The sequence below is a fragment of the Bacillus siamensis genome (assembly GCF_051628075.1).
Classification (GTDB): domain Bacteria; phylum Bacillota; class Bacilli; order Bacillales; family Bacillaceae; genus Bacillus; species Bacillus siamensis.
Genome location: NZ_CP155579.1, coordinates 911,340 through 929,486, shown reverse-complemented (window position 1 = coordinate 929,486; position 18,147 = coordinate 911,340). Strand labels below are relative to the sequence as shown.

The following is an 18,147-nucleotide window of genomic DNA, read 5'->3' as shown; positions in this document are numbered from 1 at the left end:
TTCTCCCATCTTTATGTATTGGAAGCTATGAAGAAAAATCTTGATACAGCGCTTTGAAAATGTCCCGCGACTGTCTGATCTGTTCTATAGGCACACTGAAAGATAAGCGGAAATAGCCGCTTCTTCCAAATCCGCTGCCGGGTACGATCAAAAGTTTGTATTTCTGTGCGGCATGCATGCAGAATGCCACCTCGTCTTCAATCGGTGATTTCGGAAAAACGAAAAAGCCTCCTTTCGGCATTTCAAATTCGAAACCCGCTTCTGTGAGGATATCCACCATAAGGTCTCTGCGCTTACGGTAAGGTTCAGCATCAATCGAAAGATCATCCATTTTCGCCACGGCGCGCTGCATCATGACCGGAGCGTTCACAAAGCCGAGCGTCCGGTTGCAGAAAACGAACGCACCCGTCAGAAGATCCCCCTCAGGCATTTGGGCGTCAACTGCGATATACCCGAGCCTTTCCCCCGCAATGCCGAGATCTTTACTGAACGAACTGACTAAAATCACGCGGTGATACGCCTGAAACGGATTCGCCTGCTCTTCGCCGTAGATCAGCTGGCTGTATGGTTCGTCAAATAAAATAAAGATGCTTTGTCCGTTCCGTTCCTCGGCTTCTTTTAATAAGGCGCCCAATTCATTAAGATTTTTCTGGCTCAGCACAGTTCCCGTCGGATTATGCGGCGTATTGACGATCAGCCCTTTCGTACGGGGAGTGATCGCTTCTCTCACCGCTTCAATATCAATCTCAAATGAGTCAGTCAGCGGGCAGATGACGGGACTGCCGCGGTAATTTTCAACATACGCTTTGTATTCCGCAAAATAAGGCGCCAGAAGAATGACTTCTTCCTCCGGGTTCAATATGCTCTTGAGCGCAACATTCAGCGCTCCGCCGGCTCCGACCGTCATCACTGTATGTCTGGCAGAAATTTCAGTCTGAAACCGCTCTGATAAAAAGCCCGCAACCTTCTCTCTCGCCTCCGGAAGCCCTTGGTTTTGTATATATCCGTGCCGTCCTGTTTCAGCCGCTTCGCAAAGCGCCTTTTTAAATGTTTCCGGAGGCTCTGCAACCGGATTTCCTATAGAAAAGTCAAACACCTTATCGGCGCCGAATTCTTTTTTCAGCCGCGCGCCTTCATCAAATAGTTTGCGTATCCATGATCCTTTCTCCAGATTTTCTGTCACTTCCCGTGATAAACCGCCCATTGTCATCTGTCCCTTCTGTCTTTTTCTGCCGTTTCTATTTACAATGATTATGAAAGATTTACATAGCGCAGTCAACGCTTTTTCAGGATCATGCCGCCCGGTTTCAAGAGAAAGACGGAAAACAATAAACTTGTGCAAACTCCCCTTCATATATTAAACTATTCTCATAACTATAACGTGATGGTTGGGGAGGGATTTAGATGGGGCTGAGACTTATCGCATCAGTGAATTAGCAGAGCTTGCCGGTGTAACGAAACGCACGGTGGATTACTACACAAACCTCGGGCTTTTAAAGCCTGGCAGGTCTTGTTCAAACTATCGTTACTACGATACACTTGCACTCAATCGGTTAAAGTTTATAGTCGCTTGTAAAAAGCAGCGATTGGCCCTGTCTGATATAAAAGACCGACTGGAGAACCAGTTTCCCTCTTCAGCCTTGCCTGACGATATTGGAAATCTGGCATCGGAAATTGATCACATGAATCAAAACATCTCCGGGATCTTGCATCGGTTTGAAAAGCTTGAACCAGAGGAGCGCGCACAGCTGAAAAAAAAGCTGGCTCCTGAAAAGCTTGCAGTGCTTCAATCATTTATGCTGCTGTTAAGTTAAACCATTATCTTACTAACAGGAGGTGTTACCTTCATCTTCCCAAAAGGAGTGAAGGTTCTAATTGGACATTGTGAATTTGATTTTAGTCGCGGTTTTAATCGCGCTGACGGCATTTTTCGTAGCATCTGAGTTTGCGATAATCAGAATCAGAGGCTCACGGGTTGACCAGCTTATAGCAGAAGGAAATAAAGCCGCAATCGGTGTCAAAAAAGTGACCACGCATTTAGATGAGTATTTATCAGCGTGTCAGCTCGGCATAACATTGACTTCAATTGGTCTTGGTGTCTTAGGCGAATCAACGATTGAACGCCTGCTTCATCCGCTTTTCACAAAGATAAACGTACCAAGCTCACTATCGCACATTATTTCATTTATTCTCGCCTACGCGGTCATTACGTTTTTACACGTGGTCGTCGGAGAATTAGCGCCGAAAACAGTCGCCATCCAAAAAGCGGAAGCCGTTTCGATGCTGTTTTCAAAACCGCTCATTTGGTTTTACCGCATCATGTTCCCGTTTATATGGCTTCTGAACAACTCCGCCCGTCTTTTAACGAAGATGTTCGGCCTGGAGCCGGTGTCAGAAAACGAGCTTGCCCACTCTGAAGAAGAGCTGCGCATCATTTTATCGGAAAGCTATAAAAGCGGTGAAATCAACCAGTCTGAATTTAAATACGTGAACAAAATCTTTGAATTTGACGACAGACTTGCAAAAGAAATCATGATTCCGCGTACGGAAATCGTCAGTCTGCCGCATGATATCAAAATTTCTGAAATGATGGACATCATTCAGATTGAAAAATATACCCGTTACCCTGTCGAAGAGGGTGACAAAGATAATATTATCGGCGTCATTAATATTAAAGAAGTGCTGACCGCCTGCATCAGCGGCGAAGTATCCGTCGACTCGCCGATTACTGAATTTGTCAATCCGATCATCCATGTGATTGAGTCAGCACCGATTCACGACCTGCTTGTGAAAATGCAGAAGGAGCGGGTTCATATGGCGATTCTGTCGGACGAATACGGCGGAACCGCGGGACTTGTCACCGTTGAAGACATCATCGAAGAAATCGTCGGGGAAATCCGTGATGAATTTGATATAGATGAAATCAACGAAATCCGCAAACTCGGCAACGGCCATTACATGCTTGACGGTAAGGTTCTGATTGATCAAGTGAACGAACTGCTCGGCATCCATTTGGAAAATGACGAAGTCGACACCATCGGCGGCTGGTTCCTTACACAGAAATACGACGTCGAACAATACGACTCGATTATAGAAGAAGGCTGTGAATTTATTATTAATGAAATTGACGGCCATCACGTCGCATATATCGAAGTAAAAAAACTGGCGTTTGATGAACTGCTGGAAACCGCTGAACAAAAAGAAGCATAACCAAAAAAAGCTTGCGCGTCTGATACAGACGGCAAGCTTTTTTATTTACATTTGTTCCAGTTTTTTCTCAAGGTCTTTAATTCTGGCATTCAGCTCTTCTGTCATGGCCGCAAGCCTCTCCTTCGGCGCAAGGTCGGCAAAGTCCTCTAAAAAAATCGGCTTGCCGATGATAAGCCGCATTTTTCCCTTTTTAAACAGCTCTTTTCCCGCAGACGGTCCGCTGTATGCGGCCGGAACGAGCGGCGCTTTCCCCATTTGGGCGATGGTCACGGCCCCTCTTTTCAGCGGGACGTCTTCAGAAGTTCTCGTGCCGCTTGGAAAAATCCCGACAATCTTCCCTTCCTTCAGAAGCTTAATCGGCGTTTTAATGCTGCTCGGACCCGGATTTTCACGATCAACCGGAAACGCGTGAATCTTCTTCAAAAAACTTCCGATCCACTTTTTCTGAAACAGCTCTTTTTTCGCCATATAATGAATCTGATGTGGCAATATTCCGACTCCGAGCGTGAGGACGTCCACCCAGCCCGCATGCGTGCAGGCGATAACGAATCCTTTATCAGACGGAAGATTCTCTTTATTGTACACTTTGACTCCTCCGCGCAGAGAAAGAATGAATTTGATGGCATTTGCACAAAACTTATACATAACGCACTTCCTTTGTTGTAATGATCAAAAGTGTTCTCTCTCTATTATAACAATATTTTTTATTACCTGGTACTAATAAATATATTTTTCCTCCGCCGATCTCTATCTTTTATGACGGATTTTGGGTACTATAGAGAAATGGTGTTTGATGAGGTGAAAATGAAATTAAGCCGTTTGCATGGAACGTGCAACTTTAAACCTTTCTTATGCGTGTATAACATAGAGGGGAGAAAAGGCAGTGACGATCGATGAAATTTACCAAATGTATATGAATGATGTTTACCGGTTCCTGCTCTCCATGACCAAAGACAAGCATCTCGCTGAAGATTTGCTGCAGGAAACCTTTATGAGGGCATACATACACATTCACTCCTACGACCACAGCAAAGTAAAGCCATGGCTTTTTCAAGTGGCGAGAAATGCGTTTATAGATTATGTCAGAAAACATAAGAAGGAAGTGACCATTTCCGATGACTTAATTGGGAGCCTTTTTCAGACGGCTGTTCAAAGCCCGGCTCATCAGATTGAAATCAAGGAAGTGCTGACAGGGTATATGTCCGAACTTCCCGACAATTATCGGGAGGCCTTAACACTGTATTATTTAAAAGAACTGAATTACAAAGAAGCATCCCATATTATGAATATTTCAGAGGCTAATTTTAAAAGTGTTTTATTTCGTGCCAGACAGCGGCTGAAAGCACTTTATAATAGAGGTGTTAATGATGAATGAAGAATTTAAAAAGCGTTTTTACCAATACAAAAATGGAGAAATGAGCGACCGGGAAATGGCCGCCTTTGAAGAAGAGCTGGAAAAGCTGGAAGTCTATCAGGAGCTGATTGAAAGCGAAATGCAGGACGACCGGGAATGGGACGTCGGCATCAGCCCGGAAAAACAGAAGGCCATTTTATCATACGGAAAACGCAAATCGTATTTGCGGATTTCAGTTCTCGCCGTCATCTCCACTTTGATGATTTTGCCGCTTTGCACTTTAGGAAGCTACCTCTATTACGGTTTGGGAGGAAAAGAAAGCACCGGTAATCAATTAATGGAGACCGCGGCCGTGACGGTGGCGACCACAATGCCGAACGTCCTCGTCGATACCTCCGGGCTGAAAAGCCAGGTGAAGCTGTTTGGAATGAATACAGAATTTCCGCTGCAAAAGCAGATCGGCACAAAAACGAAATCCGTCGGCGGAGAACGGATTGAAATGTTTTTAGATACGGTCAAATCGCCTGCCGTGAACTACTATGATTTAGACGCGGCACAGGCAAAGCATTATTTCGCCCATCCTTCCGGCTTAAAGAAACGTACGGTCGACAGAGCCGGACAGACATTAAAAAAATTGCCTGAAGGCAGCGTGGCTGAGGTCTATCTTTCCTATGACCGGGCCTACCCTTCTTCCCAAATATATTCAGCCTTTAAAAAATACGATGTGAAGTTTTTATGGAACGCGGTCGAAACCGAGAAAAATCTGAAAGACAGTCCTTATGCCGAGCCGTTAGGATTTCCCGGGAAAGATTCTAAGATGGCTTCCTCTTTTGAAGCGCAGGGACAGACAGACAGAGAACAATTCACCAGCGCTCTTGAATTTATGTCCCGCCATAAAAAATGGGCGCATGCGATATCGAAACGCAAAGACATGAACCTGGGCAGCAGAATCGACTATGTCGAACATCACGGAATGAATGTATACGGCTCTGTCGTGACGGGGCCGACAAAAGAAATCGAACGTCTGCTGAAAAACAAAACAGTAAAAGCAGCAAACATCGGTGAGGTGGAATTATGGAATTGGTAAGAATTTTTAAAGAGCATAATGTTTTCGGCTGGATATCAGTCGGTACCGCGATTTTGTCGCTGCTGCTGTTGAACGTGGCAATCATCAGCAATGTAACTTTCTATTCTTATCAGATGCTGCCGTTTGCAATGGCCGCCGTGCCGTTCGGCATCATTGAGCTGTTTATTAAAAAAGGCCGGACGGGCCCGGGACTGCTCGGCGTCATCCTCAACCTTTTCGTCATTGTCTGTGTATATACGATCGTTGCCGTTGATACCAATCTGCAATTCGGTTTTTAACCATAAAATAAAAACAGGCCCTTTGACAGGGCCTGTTTTTTTAAAATGAAAGAACGCCGATTAAATGCAGCAATACGACAATGATAGCCAGCGGCACAAGATATTTCAAAAGGAAATACCACAGCTGAAAGAAACGATAGCCGACGGCGGAACCGCTTTTCATCTCGGCAAACAGCTCCCGCTTCGGTATTTTCAGCGGGATGAAGATTGATATTAATAAAGCGCCGAGCGGAATCAGCACATTGCTCACTGTGAAATCCGCCAGATCAAAAAACGTTTTTCCGAACAAATGAATATCACTGAGAACACCGTATGATAAACACGACGGAATTCCGACTAAGAAAATGAGCAGACCGCTTGTCCACGACAGCTTCTTCCTTTTCGTTTCATCACCTTTCCCTACAGTCGCCACGATAATTTCCACCATCGAAAAGGCCGAAGTCAGTGCGGCAAAGAAAAAGACCGCCAGAAAGCTGATGAAAAACAGCGAGCCGAACGGCAGCCGGTCAAACACAGCCGGCAGTACGGTAAACAGCAGTGTAGGCCCTTCATCCGGTTTAAAGCCGAACGAAAAAACCGCCGGAAAAATGGCCAGTCCCGCAAACAGCGTGACGAGCACATTCATGATAACAATGGAACCCGCCGATCCCGGAAGGTTTTGGGTTTTCGGCAGATACGAACTGTACGTCACCATGACCGATACGCCGAGCGTTAATGTAAAAAACGCCTGTCCTAAAGCATAAAGGATGGATTCCGGCGTCAAATCTTCAAAGTGCGGAACCAATAAAAATTTAATTCCCTCAACGGCATGATCAAGCGTGACAGAACGCAGCACAAGCAGCAGAAACAGCACGAATAAAATCGGCATCAGCACCGCACTGACACGTTCAATCCCTTTCTGCACGCCTTTTGCGACGACCGCCACCGTCATGATCATAAATACCAGCTGCGCGGCGAGAGTCTGGAGCGGATTTTCAATGACCGTCCCGAATACCGTGCCATACTGCTCCTGAGTGAGCCCGGATAAAGAACCGGTAACGGCTTTCAGCACATAGAGCAAAATCCACCCGCCGACAACACTGTAAAAAGACAAAACTAAAAAACAGGCCGCCACACCCACATAACCCGTAAGGTGCCATACCGACTTCGGCGCGGCTTGTTTGTAGGCATCAATCGCGTTTGTCTGGCTCCGTCTTCCGAAAATAAATTCACCGAGCAAAAGCGGATAGCCCAAAAGCACGGTAAAGAGGACGAATACAAGAAAAAAAGCGCCTCCCCCGTTTGTACCCGCTACGTAAGGGAACTTCCAAATGGCTCCCAGGCCGATCGCCGAACCGGCGGCGGCCATAATAAATCCTATTTTTGAGGCCCATTGAACCCTTTTTTGGTCAGACACCACTTTCCACTTCCCTTCCGCCCTATATTATCCCTTATTCGCCGCGATAACTTAAGCCCATTTCAATATGTTTCACTATTCTGAAAAACACAAAAAGAGCGGCAGATACCGCTCCTTTTGCCAATTATCCGTTTAATTTCGAATGCTTTCTCGAATATAAGAAATAAATCACCAGACCTATGATCAGCCAGATAAAGAAACGGATGATAGTGGCGGCGCCAAGGTTAATAATCAAAAACACGCAGAACAGAATGGACAAGATCGGAATAAAGGGAACTCCCGGACATTTAAAAGCTCTCGGCAGATCAGGCTGTTTCTTTCTCAGCACGATAACCGCCACGGAAATCATGACAAATGCGGCAAGCGTTCCGATGTTTACGAGCTTCGCCAGTTCATCAAGCGGGACGAGCGCTCCCAGCAATGCCGACAGAATACCGAACACCCACGTCACCACGTGCGGCGTTTTATGCTTCGGATGGACTTTCGAAAGCGCCCCCGGCACTAAACCGTCACGGGACATGGCAAACATCACCCTCGTCTGGCCGTACAGCATGACGAGCATCACCGTTGTCATTCCCAACACTGCGCCGATATCAATAATCCCGGCCACCCAATTCTGACCCGCCATCTGCAGGACGAGAGAAACGGGATGGTCAACGCCTTCAAAACCGGCAAACGGTACGACGCCCGTCATAATCGCCGATACGGTCACATACAGCACGGTGCAGATGATTAATGAAAAAATAATTCCTTTCGGCAGATCCTTCGCCGGATTTTTCGTTTCCTCTGCGGCGGAAGAGACGGCGTCAAAACCGATAAAGGAGAAGAAAACGAGCGCCGCGGCACTGAAAACACCGCCGAACCCCATCGGCATAAACGGCTGCCAGTTGTGCGGTTTGACATATACGGCCGCAACAGCGATAAACAACAAAACAACCAGAATTTTCAGAATTACCATAATATTATTGACCCGCTTCGATTCCTTAATGCCTAAGTAGAGAAGGAATGTAATCGCAAGCACAATAACAAATGCCGGAAGATTAAAGAATGTGACCGTGCCTTTAACAGAACCCGGAGCGGCCGTTAATGCGGTCGGAAGATGGATGCCGAATCCCGCCAAAAATGATTGAAAATAACCGGACCAGCCGACCGAAACCGCGCTGACGGCGAGCATATATTCCAAGATTAAATCCCATCCGATGATAAACGCGAGAAGTTCACCCAATGTCGCATAAGTAAATGTGTAGACGGAACCTGAAACCGGGACGCTTGAAGCAAATTCAGCATATGACAAAGCCGCAAATAAACATGCTAAAGCGGCTATGACAAATGAAACGGTCAGCCCGGGTCCCGCCGTAACTGCGCCTGTTCCGGTTAAAACAAAAATACCCGTTCCGATGATGGCCCCTATCCCGAGAAGGGTCAGATCAAAGGCCCCCAATTCCCTTTTCAGCGACTTTTCGCCGCCCGTTGCGGCAAGCAGGTCCTGAATGCTTTTCTTTCTGAATATGCTCCCCTTCATCTGCTTCACTCCTTGTATATCAATCTCTTATGTTAGAATATTCAGATAACAATAACGATAATGACTAAATTCTTATTTTTCGCATGAAATGTTTCAGTACATCATTCCTTTCTCCTACATCATATTATAACGAAAAATAAAAAAATGAAAATAACTTTTTGAAAATTCTATATATTAAATGTAATGTATGAACAAAACAGAACATGAATAGGAAAGCGTCCCGTTATTACAGCGGGTTAACGCCTATTATCATCTTTGAATTCACGGTTGGCCTGACGACAGCGTTTTTTTAACATTAAAAATCCCGCACTTTTAAAAGTGCGGGATAAGACTTGCGGATTATGTTGAAATAAATCTGCCTCCATTTACGTGAATGGTCTGCCCTGTCATATAGGAAGATTCGTCTGAAGCCAAAAGCACGTAAGCTCCGGCGTGTTCAGCAGGCTGTCCCGGTCTTCCCATCGGGGTATCCAGACCGTGCTTTTCCACTTTTTCTTCAGTAAACGTCGCAGGGATCAAAGCGGTCCAGATCGGGCCCGGGGCCACTGCATTTACCCTGATCCCCTGATCAGCCAATGACATTGCCATCGAACGTGTAAAGGAAACGATGCCGCCTTTCGTGCACGAATAGTCAATCAATGATGTATCGCCCTGATAAGCGGTAATAGACGTTGTGTTAATAATGGCGCTTCCTCTTTTCAGATGAGGCAGCACAGCCTTTGTCATATGAAACATGGAAAACATGTTTGTGCGGAAGGTCTTCTCCAGCTGTTCAGCCGTAATATCAAGAATCCCGTTTTGCGGATGCTGCTCAGCGGCATTATTCACAAGAATATCAATTTTTCCGTAGTGATCCAACACTTGCCGGACCGCCTTCTGACAATGCGCCTCATCACCGACGTCTCCCGGAATTAACAGGCATTCGGCCTGGTATTCTTCCGCACGCTTTTTCGTTCTCTCGGCATCGGCATGTTCGTCAAGGTACAGGATGGCAAGATCTGCTCCCTCCTTCGCGTAAGCAATCGCAGCCGCTGCGCCGATGCCGCTGTCTCCGCCCGTGATGACGGCGACTTTTCCTTTTAGTCTGCCCGACCCTTTTACATCCGGGTATTCCAAGAGCGGTTTCGGCTCCATTTCTGACTCAGTGCCGGGCTGGCGGTTTTGCACCTGCGGTTTTTGACCTTCTGTCTGTCTGTCCATCGGATTCATGTCCTCACACTCCTGCATTTGGTATTACTGAGACGATACCACAGAGTGCGGATCACTAAACGGACAAATATGCCGGTGCTTAAAGCTGCTGAGCCGTTCCGGGAAAAGCGCCGGTGTATTTCGCAGACGGTCTGAAAATCATGTTGTCAGCTGACTGTTCAAGCACGTGTGCGCACCAGCCCGCCATTCGGCTTGCCGAAAAAGTCGGCGTAAACAAAGCATTATCCACATCAATAGCCTGCATGACGGCCGCCGCGTAAAATTCTACATTTGTATACAGCTTCCGTCCGGGCTTATATTGCTCTAATAAACGGATGGCTTCCTTCTCCACATAAAGCGCCAAATCAAGCGACGGATCATTTCCGGCCACCTCTTCAGCCTTTATGCGCAATGCTTCCGCCCGCGGATCTTTTGTTTTGTATACTCTGTGCCCGAAGCCCATCAGGCGCTCTCCCCTCATAAGCTTCGCTGTCAAATATGCTTCTGCGTTTTCTTTTTGTCCAATGTCTTCAAGCATTTTCGTTACACCGGAAGGCGCGCCTCCGTGCAGCGGCCCTTTCATCGTGCCCAGTGCGGAAGTGACGGCAGACACTAAGTCGGATTCAGTGGAAACGGTGACTCTCGCTGAAAAAGTCGATGCATTCATCCCGTGCTCCATCGCCAGAATCATATACGTTTCAAGCGCTTTCTTTTGAGCTGCGGACGGCTGCCTGCCGGTCAGCATGTACAAATAGTTTTCAACGTGCCCGTATCGCGCCTCAGGCGGCAGTGCTTCCTGCCCTTGTTTACGGCGGTATCTGTACGCAATAATCGTCGGTGTGACGGCAATCAGTTTAATCGCTTCTTCCGGCTTGGGCGGATATGTAAATGAATCTGTCCCCAAACCTGAAACAGCCGTTCTCAGCACCGCCATATCGTCCATATCGTCCGGAAGCGTTTCCAGTAAGCCGATCAGATGTTTCGGAAGCCCGCGCTCGGCTGCAAGTTTTTCCTGAAACGCAAGCAATTGCTGTTCATCAGGAAGCGTACCGTTTAAGATGAGATACGCCGCTTCTTCAAAACTGGATTGGAGCGCGATATCCTTCGCGTCATATCCGCGATATATCAAATGCCCCTTTTCTCCGTCAATGTGGCTGATCGCCGTTTCTGCACAAGTAATTCCTTTCAATCCATGATAAATCAATTTCATTCCCCCTTATCCTCTTTCTGTTATTATAGTAAATATAATATTTAAAAAATAATGAATATTTTTAAGGGAATTAATTAAAACTTTTAATCAGAGGAGTGCATCTATGGATTTTAAATGGCTTCACACCTTCGTCACCGCAGCAAAATATGAGAATTTCAGAAAAACGGCGGAAACGCTTTTTTTATCCCAGCCGACCGTCACCGTTCATATAAAATTGTTAGAGAAAGAAATCAGCTGTAAGCTGTTTCAGCGAAGCGGCCGGAAAATACAATTGACGGAGGAAGGAAAAGCATACGTTCCGTTTGCCATGAGGCTTTTGGAAGACTATGAAAACAGCATGGCGGAGCTGCACAGGGTTCGCCAAGGCTACTTCCACACGCTGACGCTCGCTGTTTCGCCGCTTATCGCCGACACCGTTCTTCCGTCTGTCATGAAGCGTTACACAGAGGACAATAAAGAGACCGAAATGACGGTCACCATTTACGAATCGGAAGAAATCGCCGCTCAAATCAGAAACGGCTCAGCCGATATCGGACTGAGCTGCTTAAAGGTGCAATCATCTTCCCTCACATGCCGCCCCCTGTACAATGACCCCGTTGTGCTCGTCGCGCCCCCCGGCCGAAAACCAGAATCAGGGAAAGCGGATGAAGTGAAAGACCTGCTCGGACGATATCTGCTTTTGACCCATAACCATCCTGACTATTGGGATGATTTGCTCCGTCAGGTCAGAATACAGTTCCCCTTTGTCAGAACGATGAAGGTGACACAGACACATATTACGAAACGATTTATTAAAGAGGGGCTGGGCGTCTCATTTCTGCCACTCTCAGCGGTACGGGCCGAACTCGCCGAAGGCAGCATAATAGAAATCCCGTGCGATTTCGCCCAGATGCCGAGCGCGGGCGCCTACGCCATCGCCCTCCATGAAAATGAAAAAAAGAAAACCTTTTTAGATTTTTTATCACATTTTCATTTTTAGGTGAAACAAATGGAGCGCTGTTCCGTCTAAATAAAAAACCCGTTCTGATGAACGGGTTTCTCTGGCTGCTAGAATCTTTTCGCGCCCAGGTAGCGCGGCTTCCAGTAGCTGTTATTCAGGTCACTTGTTGCGACGCCGTCAGAACCGGCATGGATGAACTTGTTGTTTCCGATGTACACACCCATGTGTGAAGGGCCGGCCTGATAGGTTGTAAAGAAGACGAAGTCGCCTTTAGACGGGCTGGACACGCTCTTCATTGAGCTCCAGTAACCCGCAGTGCTTGTTCTTCCGACACTCGTCTGTTTGTTCAGAAGGTACCAGATAAATCCGCTGCAGTCAAAGCCGGAAGTCGTTGTTCCGCCCCATACATACGGCGTGCCGATTAAAGATTGTGCATCAGAAATCAGCTTGTTTACATTCAGGCTCGTCTGTGCAGCATTATGGCTGGATGAAGGCTGCTTTGATGACGAAGAACCTGAAGACGTTGAACCGGAAGTTGATCCTTTTACTTTAAGCACTTGCCCGATGCGGATCATGTCCGTTTTTAAACCGTTTAAACTTTTCAATTGGTTTACAGTCATTTTATATTTATTCGCAATTTTCCAAAGGCTGTCGCCTTTTACGACTTTATATGTAGACGATGATGACTTGCTGCCCGAATTTGAACCTGAAGATGATTTACCATTGATCGAAAGCGTCTGGCCGATGTAAATGATATCCGATTTTAATTTGTTCTCAGATTTAATGGAATTAATTGACGTTCCGTACCGATTTGAAAGTCCCCATAATGTATCGCCTTTTTTTACCTTAATTGTTTGCGCAGATGCCGCACCCGCAAACAAAGTCGTCCCTAAAACCACTGCCGTCGTTGCTGTAACAAGTTGCTTTTTCATTTTTTCCTCCCTGAATGATTCTATCTATTTTATAAGTCTCTTTTTTAAAGTTTTTATCTGTTTCCTATTATAAGGTTCAATTTCCACTAGAAATAGACTTGACTTCCCGTGACAAATTTCTTACTAATTCGTTTTTGAAAAAAGTTTTTAAGGGTATTAAATATTTCAATTTGATTTCAAACGTGACGAAAAAAGAGTCTTTTTGTCATGTTTTTTTCCTGTGATCCTCGTGTTTTGGAAAATAAAGAAATTTATTTTCCATATTACCCCTTGTTAAAAAACCCTCATCTTTTTGAAAAAGTGAATGATTTTCACTTTTTCTTGAAAACATAACCTTACTTGGGAATTTACATTTCTAACAATGTTTCACCTGAAATTTACAGGAGGGAAAGGCGTTCTTTACAAACATCCCCTACCATTAGACATGCAGACCACGATTAAAGGAGGACGATTTGAGAATGAGTCTATTTAAACAGGTTCGGTCAAAACTTCTGCCGGCGGCAGCCGTATCCGTGCTGACAGCCGGTTTGATTGCGGGTGCGGGATTTCAGCACTCCGAACAGGCTGCGGCAAAAAAACAGCCTGACAAAAATGAGATCAGAAACGTCATCTTCATGGTCGGAGACGGAATGGGAGCGCCTTACATGAACGCCTACCGTTCGGTCATTAACAAAGGAAAGCCTTCAGACGGCATGAAACTGACGGCATTTGACCCCAATCTCACCGGCATGATGATGACTTATCCTAATGATCCTGATTCCACTATCACCGATTCCGCGGCGGCCGGCACGGCAATGGCCACCGGCGTGAAAACGTATAACGCGGCGATCGGAGTCGATAAAAAAGGAAAGCGGGTAAAATCTGTCCTCGAAGAAGCGAAACAAAGAGGCAAATCCACCGGACTTGTCGCAACTTCAGAGATTGCCCACGCCACTCCTGCGGCTTTCGGCGCGCATAACAAATCAAGAAAAAATATGGATGAAATCGCAAGCAGCTACTTTGATGACCGGATCAACGGGAAGCAGAAAGTGGATGTACTCCTCGGCGGCGGCAAATCAAACTTTATCCGTAAAGACCGCAATATAACGAAGGATTTCAAAAAAGCGGGATACAGCTACGTGACATCAAAACAGGAGCTTAAAAAGGACCGCAATAAAAACGTTCTCGGCCTGTTTGCCGATGGCGGACTCGACAAAGCAATCGACCGCTCAAACGACGTGCCTTCATTAGAAGACATGACAACAGCGGCGATCGACAGACTGAATAAGAATAAAAAAGGGTTTTTCTTAATGGTCGAAGGCAGCCAAATTGACTGGGCGGGTCATGACAATGATATCGTCGGCGCAATGAGCGAAATGAAGGATTTTGAAAAAGCGTATAAAGCAGCGATCGCATTTGCCAAAAAGGACAAACATACGCTTGTCATTGCCACTGCTGATCATACGACCGGCGGATTGACGATCGGCGCGAATAACGATAAAAACTGGCATGTTGAACCGATTCTTGCCGCGAAAAAAACACCGGCATTTATGGCTGACCAAATCAAAGCGGGCAAATCCGTATCTTCCGTACTTGCGCGTTATACCGGCCTGAAATGCTCAAAAGCCGAAATCAACCAGATCGAAACGGCGGCAAAGCAGGATAAGGACAAGGGCGCCTACAAAGCGATCATTAAGCTCTTTAATGCGAAAACCAACAGCGGCTGGACAACCGGCGATCATACCGGCGAAGAAGTTCCGGTTTACGCATACGGCCCGGGCAAAGAATCGTTTACAGGACTTTTAAACAACACGGATCAGGCGAAAAAGATCTTTCACATTCTAAAAAACGGCAAATAAAAAAAGGATGCGGGGTTTCCCTGCATCCTTTTTTCTTTACAGATATCTCCGGTGCACTCCTTTGCCGTCATACGAGAACATCACTTCCTTATCTTCAAGCACTGATTCGATATGCACGCTCCTGCCCCACAGCTGGTACAAGTACGGCAGCACCTTCTCCAAATATTTCAGATCAAGCTCAATTCCCTCATACCAATGCTTAATATAAAGCTCATTATTCTTCAGATAATCCCCATCATTGACGGTCAGATAAGGAAACCCGCCGTTTACCCGCATGTTCACGAGCTGATCGCGCACGGCCTTCCATTCCTTGTCGATCACTTTATAGTCCCTGCCCTGCTTTTGGAATAAATACAGATCCTCGCGCAGCACGAGATCTTTCGTCAAATAATTGCGGATAAAAGAAATATCTGATTCAATTTCCCTGACCTCAAACATTTTTTCACGGCCGGAACCGGGCTTTACCCCTGTTTTTTTCATTTCTTCTGTCGGATTGTCGTAGCGCTCTTCAATGTCTTCAAAAATTTTCAGCCCTAAATAATACGGGTTGATTCCCGTTTTTGACGGCTGAACGACGCCTGCGTTCAGCTTCGCAAATTCGATGGCTTCATCTGAAGTCAAATCAAGCTCGCGGATAATCCGCTGATGCCAATAGGATGCCCAGCCTTCGTTCATGATTTTTGTTTCCAGCTGAGGCCAGAAATACAGCATTTCTTCTCTCATCATGGTTAAAATATCTCGCTGCCACGGTTCAAGCTCCCGGGAATGCTCCTCGATAAACAGCAGAATGTCTTTTTCCGGCCGGGGCGGAAACGCTTTTTTCCCTTTTTTCTTTTTCACCGGCTTCGGCTTATCCATTCCCCATAAATCATCGTAAGGCGATGACGCGTTTTCCTCTTCGTCGTCCTCCTCGTCATCGACGCTCCACTGCAGCTTCGGCCTGACGAGCGACGGATCAATATGCTCCTGAACCGCCAGAATGGCATCTAAAAAGGACTCCACCTCTTTAATTCCGTGAATTCTTTCATAATGCTTAATCCGCTCCGCCGCAGCCGACATGCTCTCGACCATGTCCCGGTTCGTATTTTGAAAGCGGCAGTTATTTTTGAAAAAATCACAATGGGCCAGGACATGGGCTACAATTAATTTATTTTGGATCAGCGAATTGCTGTCCAGCAAAAAAGCGTAGCAAGGGTTGGAATTAATGACAAGCTCATAAATTTTGCTCAAACCAAGATCATAATGGAGTTTCATCTTGTGAAATTGTTTGCCGAAACTCCAGTGGCTGAATCTCGTCGGCATGCCGTACGCGCCGAATGTATAAATAATTTCAGCCGGGCAAATTTCGTATCTCATCGGGTAGAAATCAAGGCCGAATCCCTTCGCAATGTCGGTTATTTCCTCAATTGCCCGCTGTAAACCTTTTGTCTCCTCCGCGTTCAACCGAATCCCCCCTACTTGGACTTATTTATAATGTATGACCCCTCCTCTCAAAAGATGAAATAACAGGCGGGTTTCCGTCTGAAAACTTTCGGCACATCCGTCCCGTTTGCTTTATATGTAAGTGGGTAAAACACACACCATACCCCATAAAAAAAGAAAAAGGAGCGATTCTACTTGAACACAGCAGACATGCTTACTACGTATCTCAGCAAACTGCCGAATCTGATCATTGCACTGCTCGTCCTGCTTATCGGCTGGGGCATTGCGAAAATCATTGAAAAAGCCGTATACAAAGGCCTGCAAAAAACAAAGATCGACGACAGGCTGTTCGCCGAAAAAAAGCCGGCGCGCTATTCCTCGGAAAAAGTCATCAGTAAAGTCATTTATTTTATCGCATTAATTATCGTTTTTATTCTATTCTTTAACATTCTGCATCTGACAACCGTGGCTTCGCCTTTTGTCAGCATGCTGTCGGCGATAACGGCGGCTGTGCCGAGCATTTTAAAAGCCGGTTTGATTCTGCTCTTGGGATGGGCGGCTGCTTCGCTTTTCAGCTATCTCGTCAAAAAAGCGGGCATGAAACTGGCTGAAAACGGCTGGATCAGAAAATGGACCATGGTTTCTGAAGAGGCGGAGATGAGCAAGTCCGTTACGGCCGCTTCACGAATCGTTTTTTATTTCGTCTTGCTCCTGTTCCTGCCCGGTGTCTTGTCCGCTCTTCAAATCAGCGGAGTATCAGAACCGTTTACACATATGATCCAAAGCGTGTTATCCTTTATACCGAAATTATTCGCCGCGGCGCTGATTGTCTTAATCGGCTGGCTTGTTGCCCGTCTCGTCCGTGATATCGTCACAAACTTTCTGGCGAGTATCGGCACGGAAAGACTTGCCGCACGTATGGGGCTTTCTATTTACCTGAAGGATACAAGCCTGTCGGCAATCATCGGAACGATTGTCTACGTACTGATTTTCATTCCGGTGGTCATTTCTGCGCTTGACCGGCTTGATATTGCGGGCATTTCTGATCCCGCCTCAGCCATGCTGAACACGGTCTTTACAATGCTTCCTAATATCATCATCGGTATTGTACTGATTATCGCCGGCATCTGGATCGGAAAATGGGTAAACAGTATTGTATCAGGGCTGCTGCACCGGGCCGGCTTTGACTCTCTTCTCGGAAAAATGGGCTTTGAACAGGCGGATCGTCCGAAGCTTACGCTTTCTCAAACTGTCGGCATGATTGCGCAGATCATCATCGTCCTGCTCTTTACGGCAGAGGCGCTGCAGCTGGTTCATCTCGAATTTCTCGTCGTCATCGCGACCGGGATTATCGCTTACCTGCCTAATGTTCTGGCCGCTGTATTTATTCTCGGAATCGGGCTTTTGGCCGGACAGCTTGTCAGCAGACTGCTTGTCGGCATGCTGAGCGGGAAAGAATTCAGATTCCTGGCGCCTCTTGCGAAATATACGATTATCACGCTCTCAATCTTTATGGCGCTGGATCAGCTCGGTGTCGCCGACACGATCGTAAATGCCGCATTTATTCTGATCCTGGGCGGTTTCGCGCTTGCCTTCGGACTTTCATTCGGTCTTGGCGGAAAAGAATTTGCTTCCCGTTATCTCGCGAAATTGGACCGCAAAATTGAAAAACATCAATCGGCTGACGACCGTAAACCGCCGATGTCATAACGAAAAAAAACGTGTGCTCGGAAGGAGCGCACGTTTTTTTTTAGATTGATAGGCAAATTC

The 18,147-nt window shown here is 46.4% G+C and carries 16 protein-coding genes; 8 read left to right on the top strand and 8 right to left on the bottom strand.

Going from position 1 to position 18,147, the window contains the following annotated elements; translation table 11 throughout:
* Positions 1-25: 25 nt before the first annotated feature.
* The gene (locus tag ABDB98_RS04800) at positions 26-1,210 is read right to left on the bottom strand and encodes a pyridoxal phosphate-dependent aminotransferase (protein ID WP_438421512.1); all 1,185 of its coding nucleotides are present in this window, start codon (positions 1,208-1,210) and stop codon (positions 26-28) included.
* 178 nt (positions 1,211-1,388) lie between these two features.
* Here ABDB98_RS04800 and ABDB98_RS04795 point away from each other — a divergent pair, with 178 nt between their 5' ends.
* On the top strand, positions 1,389-1,814 hold the full coding sequence (locus ABDB98_RS04795) for a MerR family transcriptional regulator (protein ID WP_016938386.1): 426 nt from the start codon (positions 1,389-1,391) through the stop codon (positions 1,812-1,814).
* Between the two features lie 61 nt (positions 1,815-1,875).
* Positions 1,876-3,210 (top strand): hemolysin family protein, encoded by a 1,335-nt coding sequence (locus ABDB98_RS04790; RefSeq protein ID WP_438421511.1) that lies wholly within the window; start codon positions 1,876-1,878, stop codon positions 3,208-3,210.
* Positions 3,211-3,255: 45 nt separating this feature from the next.
* On the opposite strand, the gene ABDB98_RS04785 is transcribed toward ABDB98_RS04790, so the two are convergent.
* On the bottom strand, positions 3,256-3,855 hold the full coding sequence (locus tag ABDB98_RS04785; RefSeq protein WP_045927079.1) for a lysophospholipid acyltransferase family protein: 600 nt from the start codon (positions 3,853-3,855) through the stop codon (positions 3,256-3,258).
* Positions 3,856-4,093: 238 nt separating this feature from the next.
* Here ABDB98_RS04785 and sigM point away from each other — a divergent pair, with 238 nt between their 5' ends.
* From sigM to ABDB98_RS04770, 3 genes are read left to right on the top strand one after another with little or no spacing between them, the layout of a single operon-like run.
* On the top strand, positions 4,094-4,585 hold the full coding sequence (sigM, locus tag ABDB98_RS04780) for an RNA polymerase sigma factor SigM (protein WP_003155312.1): 492 nt from the start codon (positions 4,094-4,096) through the stop codon (positions 4,583-4,585).
* A complete protein-coding gene (locus tag ABDB98_RS04775; protein ID WP_060963186.1) occupies positions 4,578-5,651 on the top strand; it encodes an anti-sigma factor in 1,074 nt (357 codons plus the stop codon). The genes sigM and ABDB98_RS04775 overlap by 8 nt, the downstream gene beginning before the upstream one ends.
* A complete protein-coding gene (locus ABDB98_RS04770) occupies positions 5,639-5,929 on the top strand; it encodes an anti-sigma-M factor (protein WP_003155315.1) in 291 nt (96 codons plus the stop codon). Before ABDB98_RS04775 ends, ABDB98_RS04770 begins: the two co-directional genes overlap by 13 nt.
* Positions 5,930-5,969: 40 nt before the next feature.
* Here the strand turns inward: ABDB98_RS04770 and ABDB98_RS04765 are convergent, their stop codons facing one another.
* The 4 genes from ABDB98_RS04765 to ABDB98_RS04750 all read right to left on the bottom strand — a co-directional run bounded on the left by ABDB98_RS04765 (position 5,970) and on the right by ABDB98_RS04750 (position 11,239).
* Positions 5,970-7,325, bottom strand: coding sequence for a sodium-dependent transporter (locus ABDB98_RS04765; RefSeq protein ID WP_438421510.1), 1,356 nt, complete (start codon positions 7,323-7,325; stop codon positions 5,970-5,972).
* A 124-nt stretch (positions 7,326-7,449) separates the two neighbouring features.
* Positions 7,450-8,847 (bottom strand): amino acid permease, encoded by a 1,398-nt coding sequence (locus tag ABDB98_RS04760; protein ID WP_328220792.1) that lies wholly within the window; start codon positions 8,845-8,847, stop codon positions 7,450-7,452.
* A gap of 339 nt (positions 8,848-9,186) precedes the next feature.
* On the bottom strand, positions 9,187-10,056 hold the full coding sequence (locus ABDB98_RS04755) for an SDR family oxidoreductase (protein ID WP_438421509.1): 870 nt from the start codon (positions 10,054-10,056) through the stop codon (positions 9,187-9,189).
* A gap of 79 nt (positions 10,057-10,135) precedes the next feature.
* Positions 10,136-11,239 carry a citrate synthase/methylcitrate synthase gene (locus ABDB98_RS04750; RefSeq protein WP_438422111.1) on the bottom strand — a complete coding sequence of 368 codons (1,104 nt, stop codon included), beginning with the start codon at positions 11,237-11,239 and terminating at the stop codon, positions 10,136-10,138.
* A gap of 109 nt (positions 11,240-11,348) precedes the next feature.
* Here ABDB98_RS04750 and ABDB98_RS04745 point away from each other — a divergent pair, with 109 nt between their 5' ends.
* On the top strand, positions 11,349-12,224 hold the full coding sequence (locus tag ABDB98_RS04745; protein WP_438421508.1) for a LysR family transcriptional regulator: 876 nt from the start codon (positions 11,349-11,351) through the stop codon (positions 12,222-12,224).
* A gap of 68 nt (positions 12,225-12,292) precedes the next feature.
* On the opposite strand, the gene ABDB98_RS04740 is transcribed toward ABDB98_RS04745, so the two are convergent.
* Positions 12,293-13,117, bottom strand: a complete 825-nt coding sequence (locus ABDB98_RS04740; protein WP_438421507.1) for a LysM peptidoglycan-binding domain-containing protein — start codon at positions 13,115-13,117, stop codon at positions 12,293-12,295.
* A gap of 458 nt (positions 13,118-13,575) precedes the next feature.
* Between ABDB98_RS04740 and ABDB98_RS04735 the strand changes: the two genes are divergently transcribed.
* Entirely contained in the window at positions 13,576-14,955 is a 1,380-nt protein-coding gene (locus tag ABDB98_RS04735; RefSeq protein ID WP_438421506.1) for an alkaline phosphatase, read from the top strand.
* Between the two features lie 36 nt (positions 14,956-14,991).
* Here ABDB98_RS04735 and ABDB98_RS04730 read toward each other — a convergent pair whose 3' ends face one another.
* Entirely contained in the window at positions 14,992-16,398 is a 1,407-nt protein-coding gene (locus ABDB98_RS04730) for a SpoVR family protein (protein WP_438421505.1), read from the bottom strand.
* 174 nt (positions 16,399-16,572) lie between these two features.
* Between ABDB98_RS04730 and ABDB98_RS04725 the strand changes: the two genes are divergently transcribed.
* On the top strand, positions 16,573-18,087 hold the full coding sequence (locus ABDB98_RS04725; RefSeq protein WP_438421504.1) for a mechanosensitive ion channel: 1,515 nt from the start codon (positions 16,573-16,575) through the stop codon (positions 18,085-18,087).
* Positions 18,088-18,147 lie beyond the last annotated feature (60 nt).

Coding starts and splice junctions, on each gene's coding strand:
- ABDB98_RS04740 (WP_438421507.1), bottom strand. CDS start 13,117: ATGAAAAAGCAACTTGTTACAGCAACGACGGCAGTGGTTTTAGGGACG.
- ABDB98_RS04785 (WP_045927079.1), bottom strand. CDS start 3,855: ATGTATAAGTTTTGTGCAAATGCCATCAAATTCATTCTTTCTCTGCGC.
- ABDB98_RS04760 (WP_328220792.1), bottom strand. CDS start 8,847: ATGAAGGGGAGCATATTCAGAAAGAAAAGCATTCAGGACCTGCTTGCC.
- ABDB98_RS04770 (WP_003155315.1), top strand. CDS start 5,639: ATGGAATTGGTAAGAATTTTTAAAGAGCATAATGTTTTCGGCTGGATA.
- ABDB98_RS04735 (WP_438421506.1), top strand. CDS start 13,576: ATGAGTCTATTTAAACAGGTTCGGTCAAAACTTCTGCCGGCGGCAGCC.
- ABDB98_RS04755 (WP_438421509.1), bottom strand. CDS start 10,056: ATGAATCCGATGGACAGACAGACAGAAGGTCAAAAACCGCAGGTGCAA.
- ABDB98_RS04775 (WP_060963186.1), top strand. CDS start 4,578: ATGAATGAAGAATTTAAAAAGCGTTTTTACCAATACAAAAATGGAGAA.
- ABDB98_RS04745 (WP_438421508.1), top strand. CDS start 11,349: ATGGATTTTAAATGGCTTCACACCTTCGTCACCGCAGCAAAATATGAG.
- ABDB98_RS04800 (WP_438421512.1), bottom strand. CDS start 1,210: ATGACAATGGGCGGTTTATCACGGGAAGTGACAGAAAATCTGGAGAAA.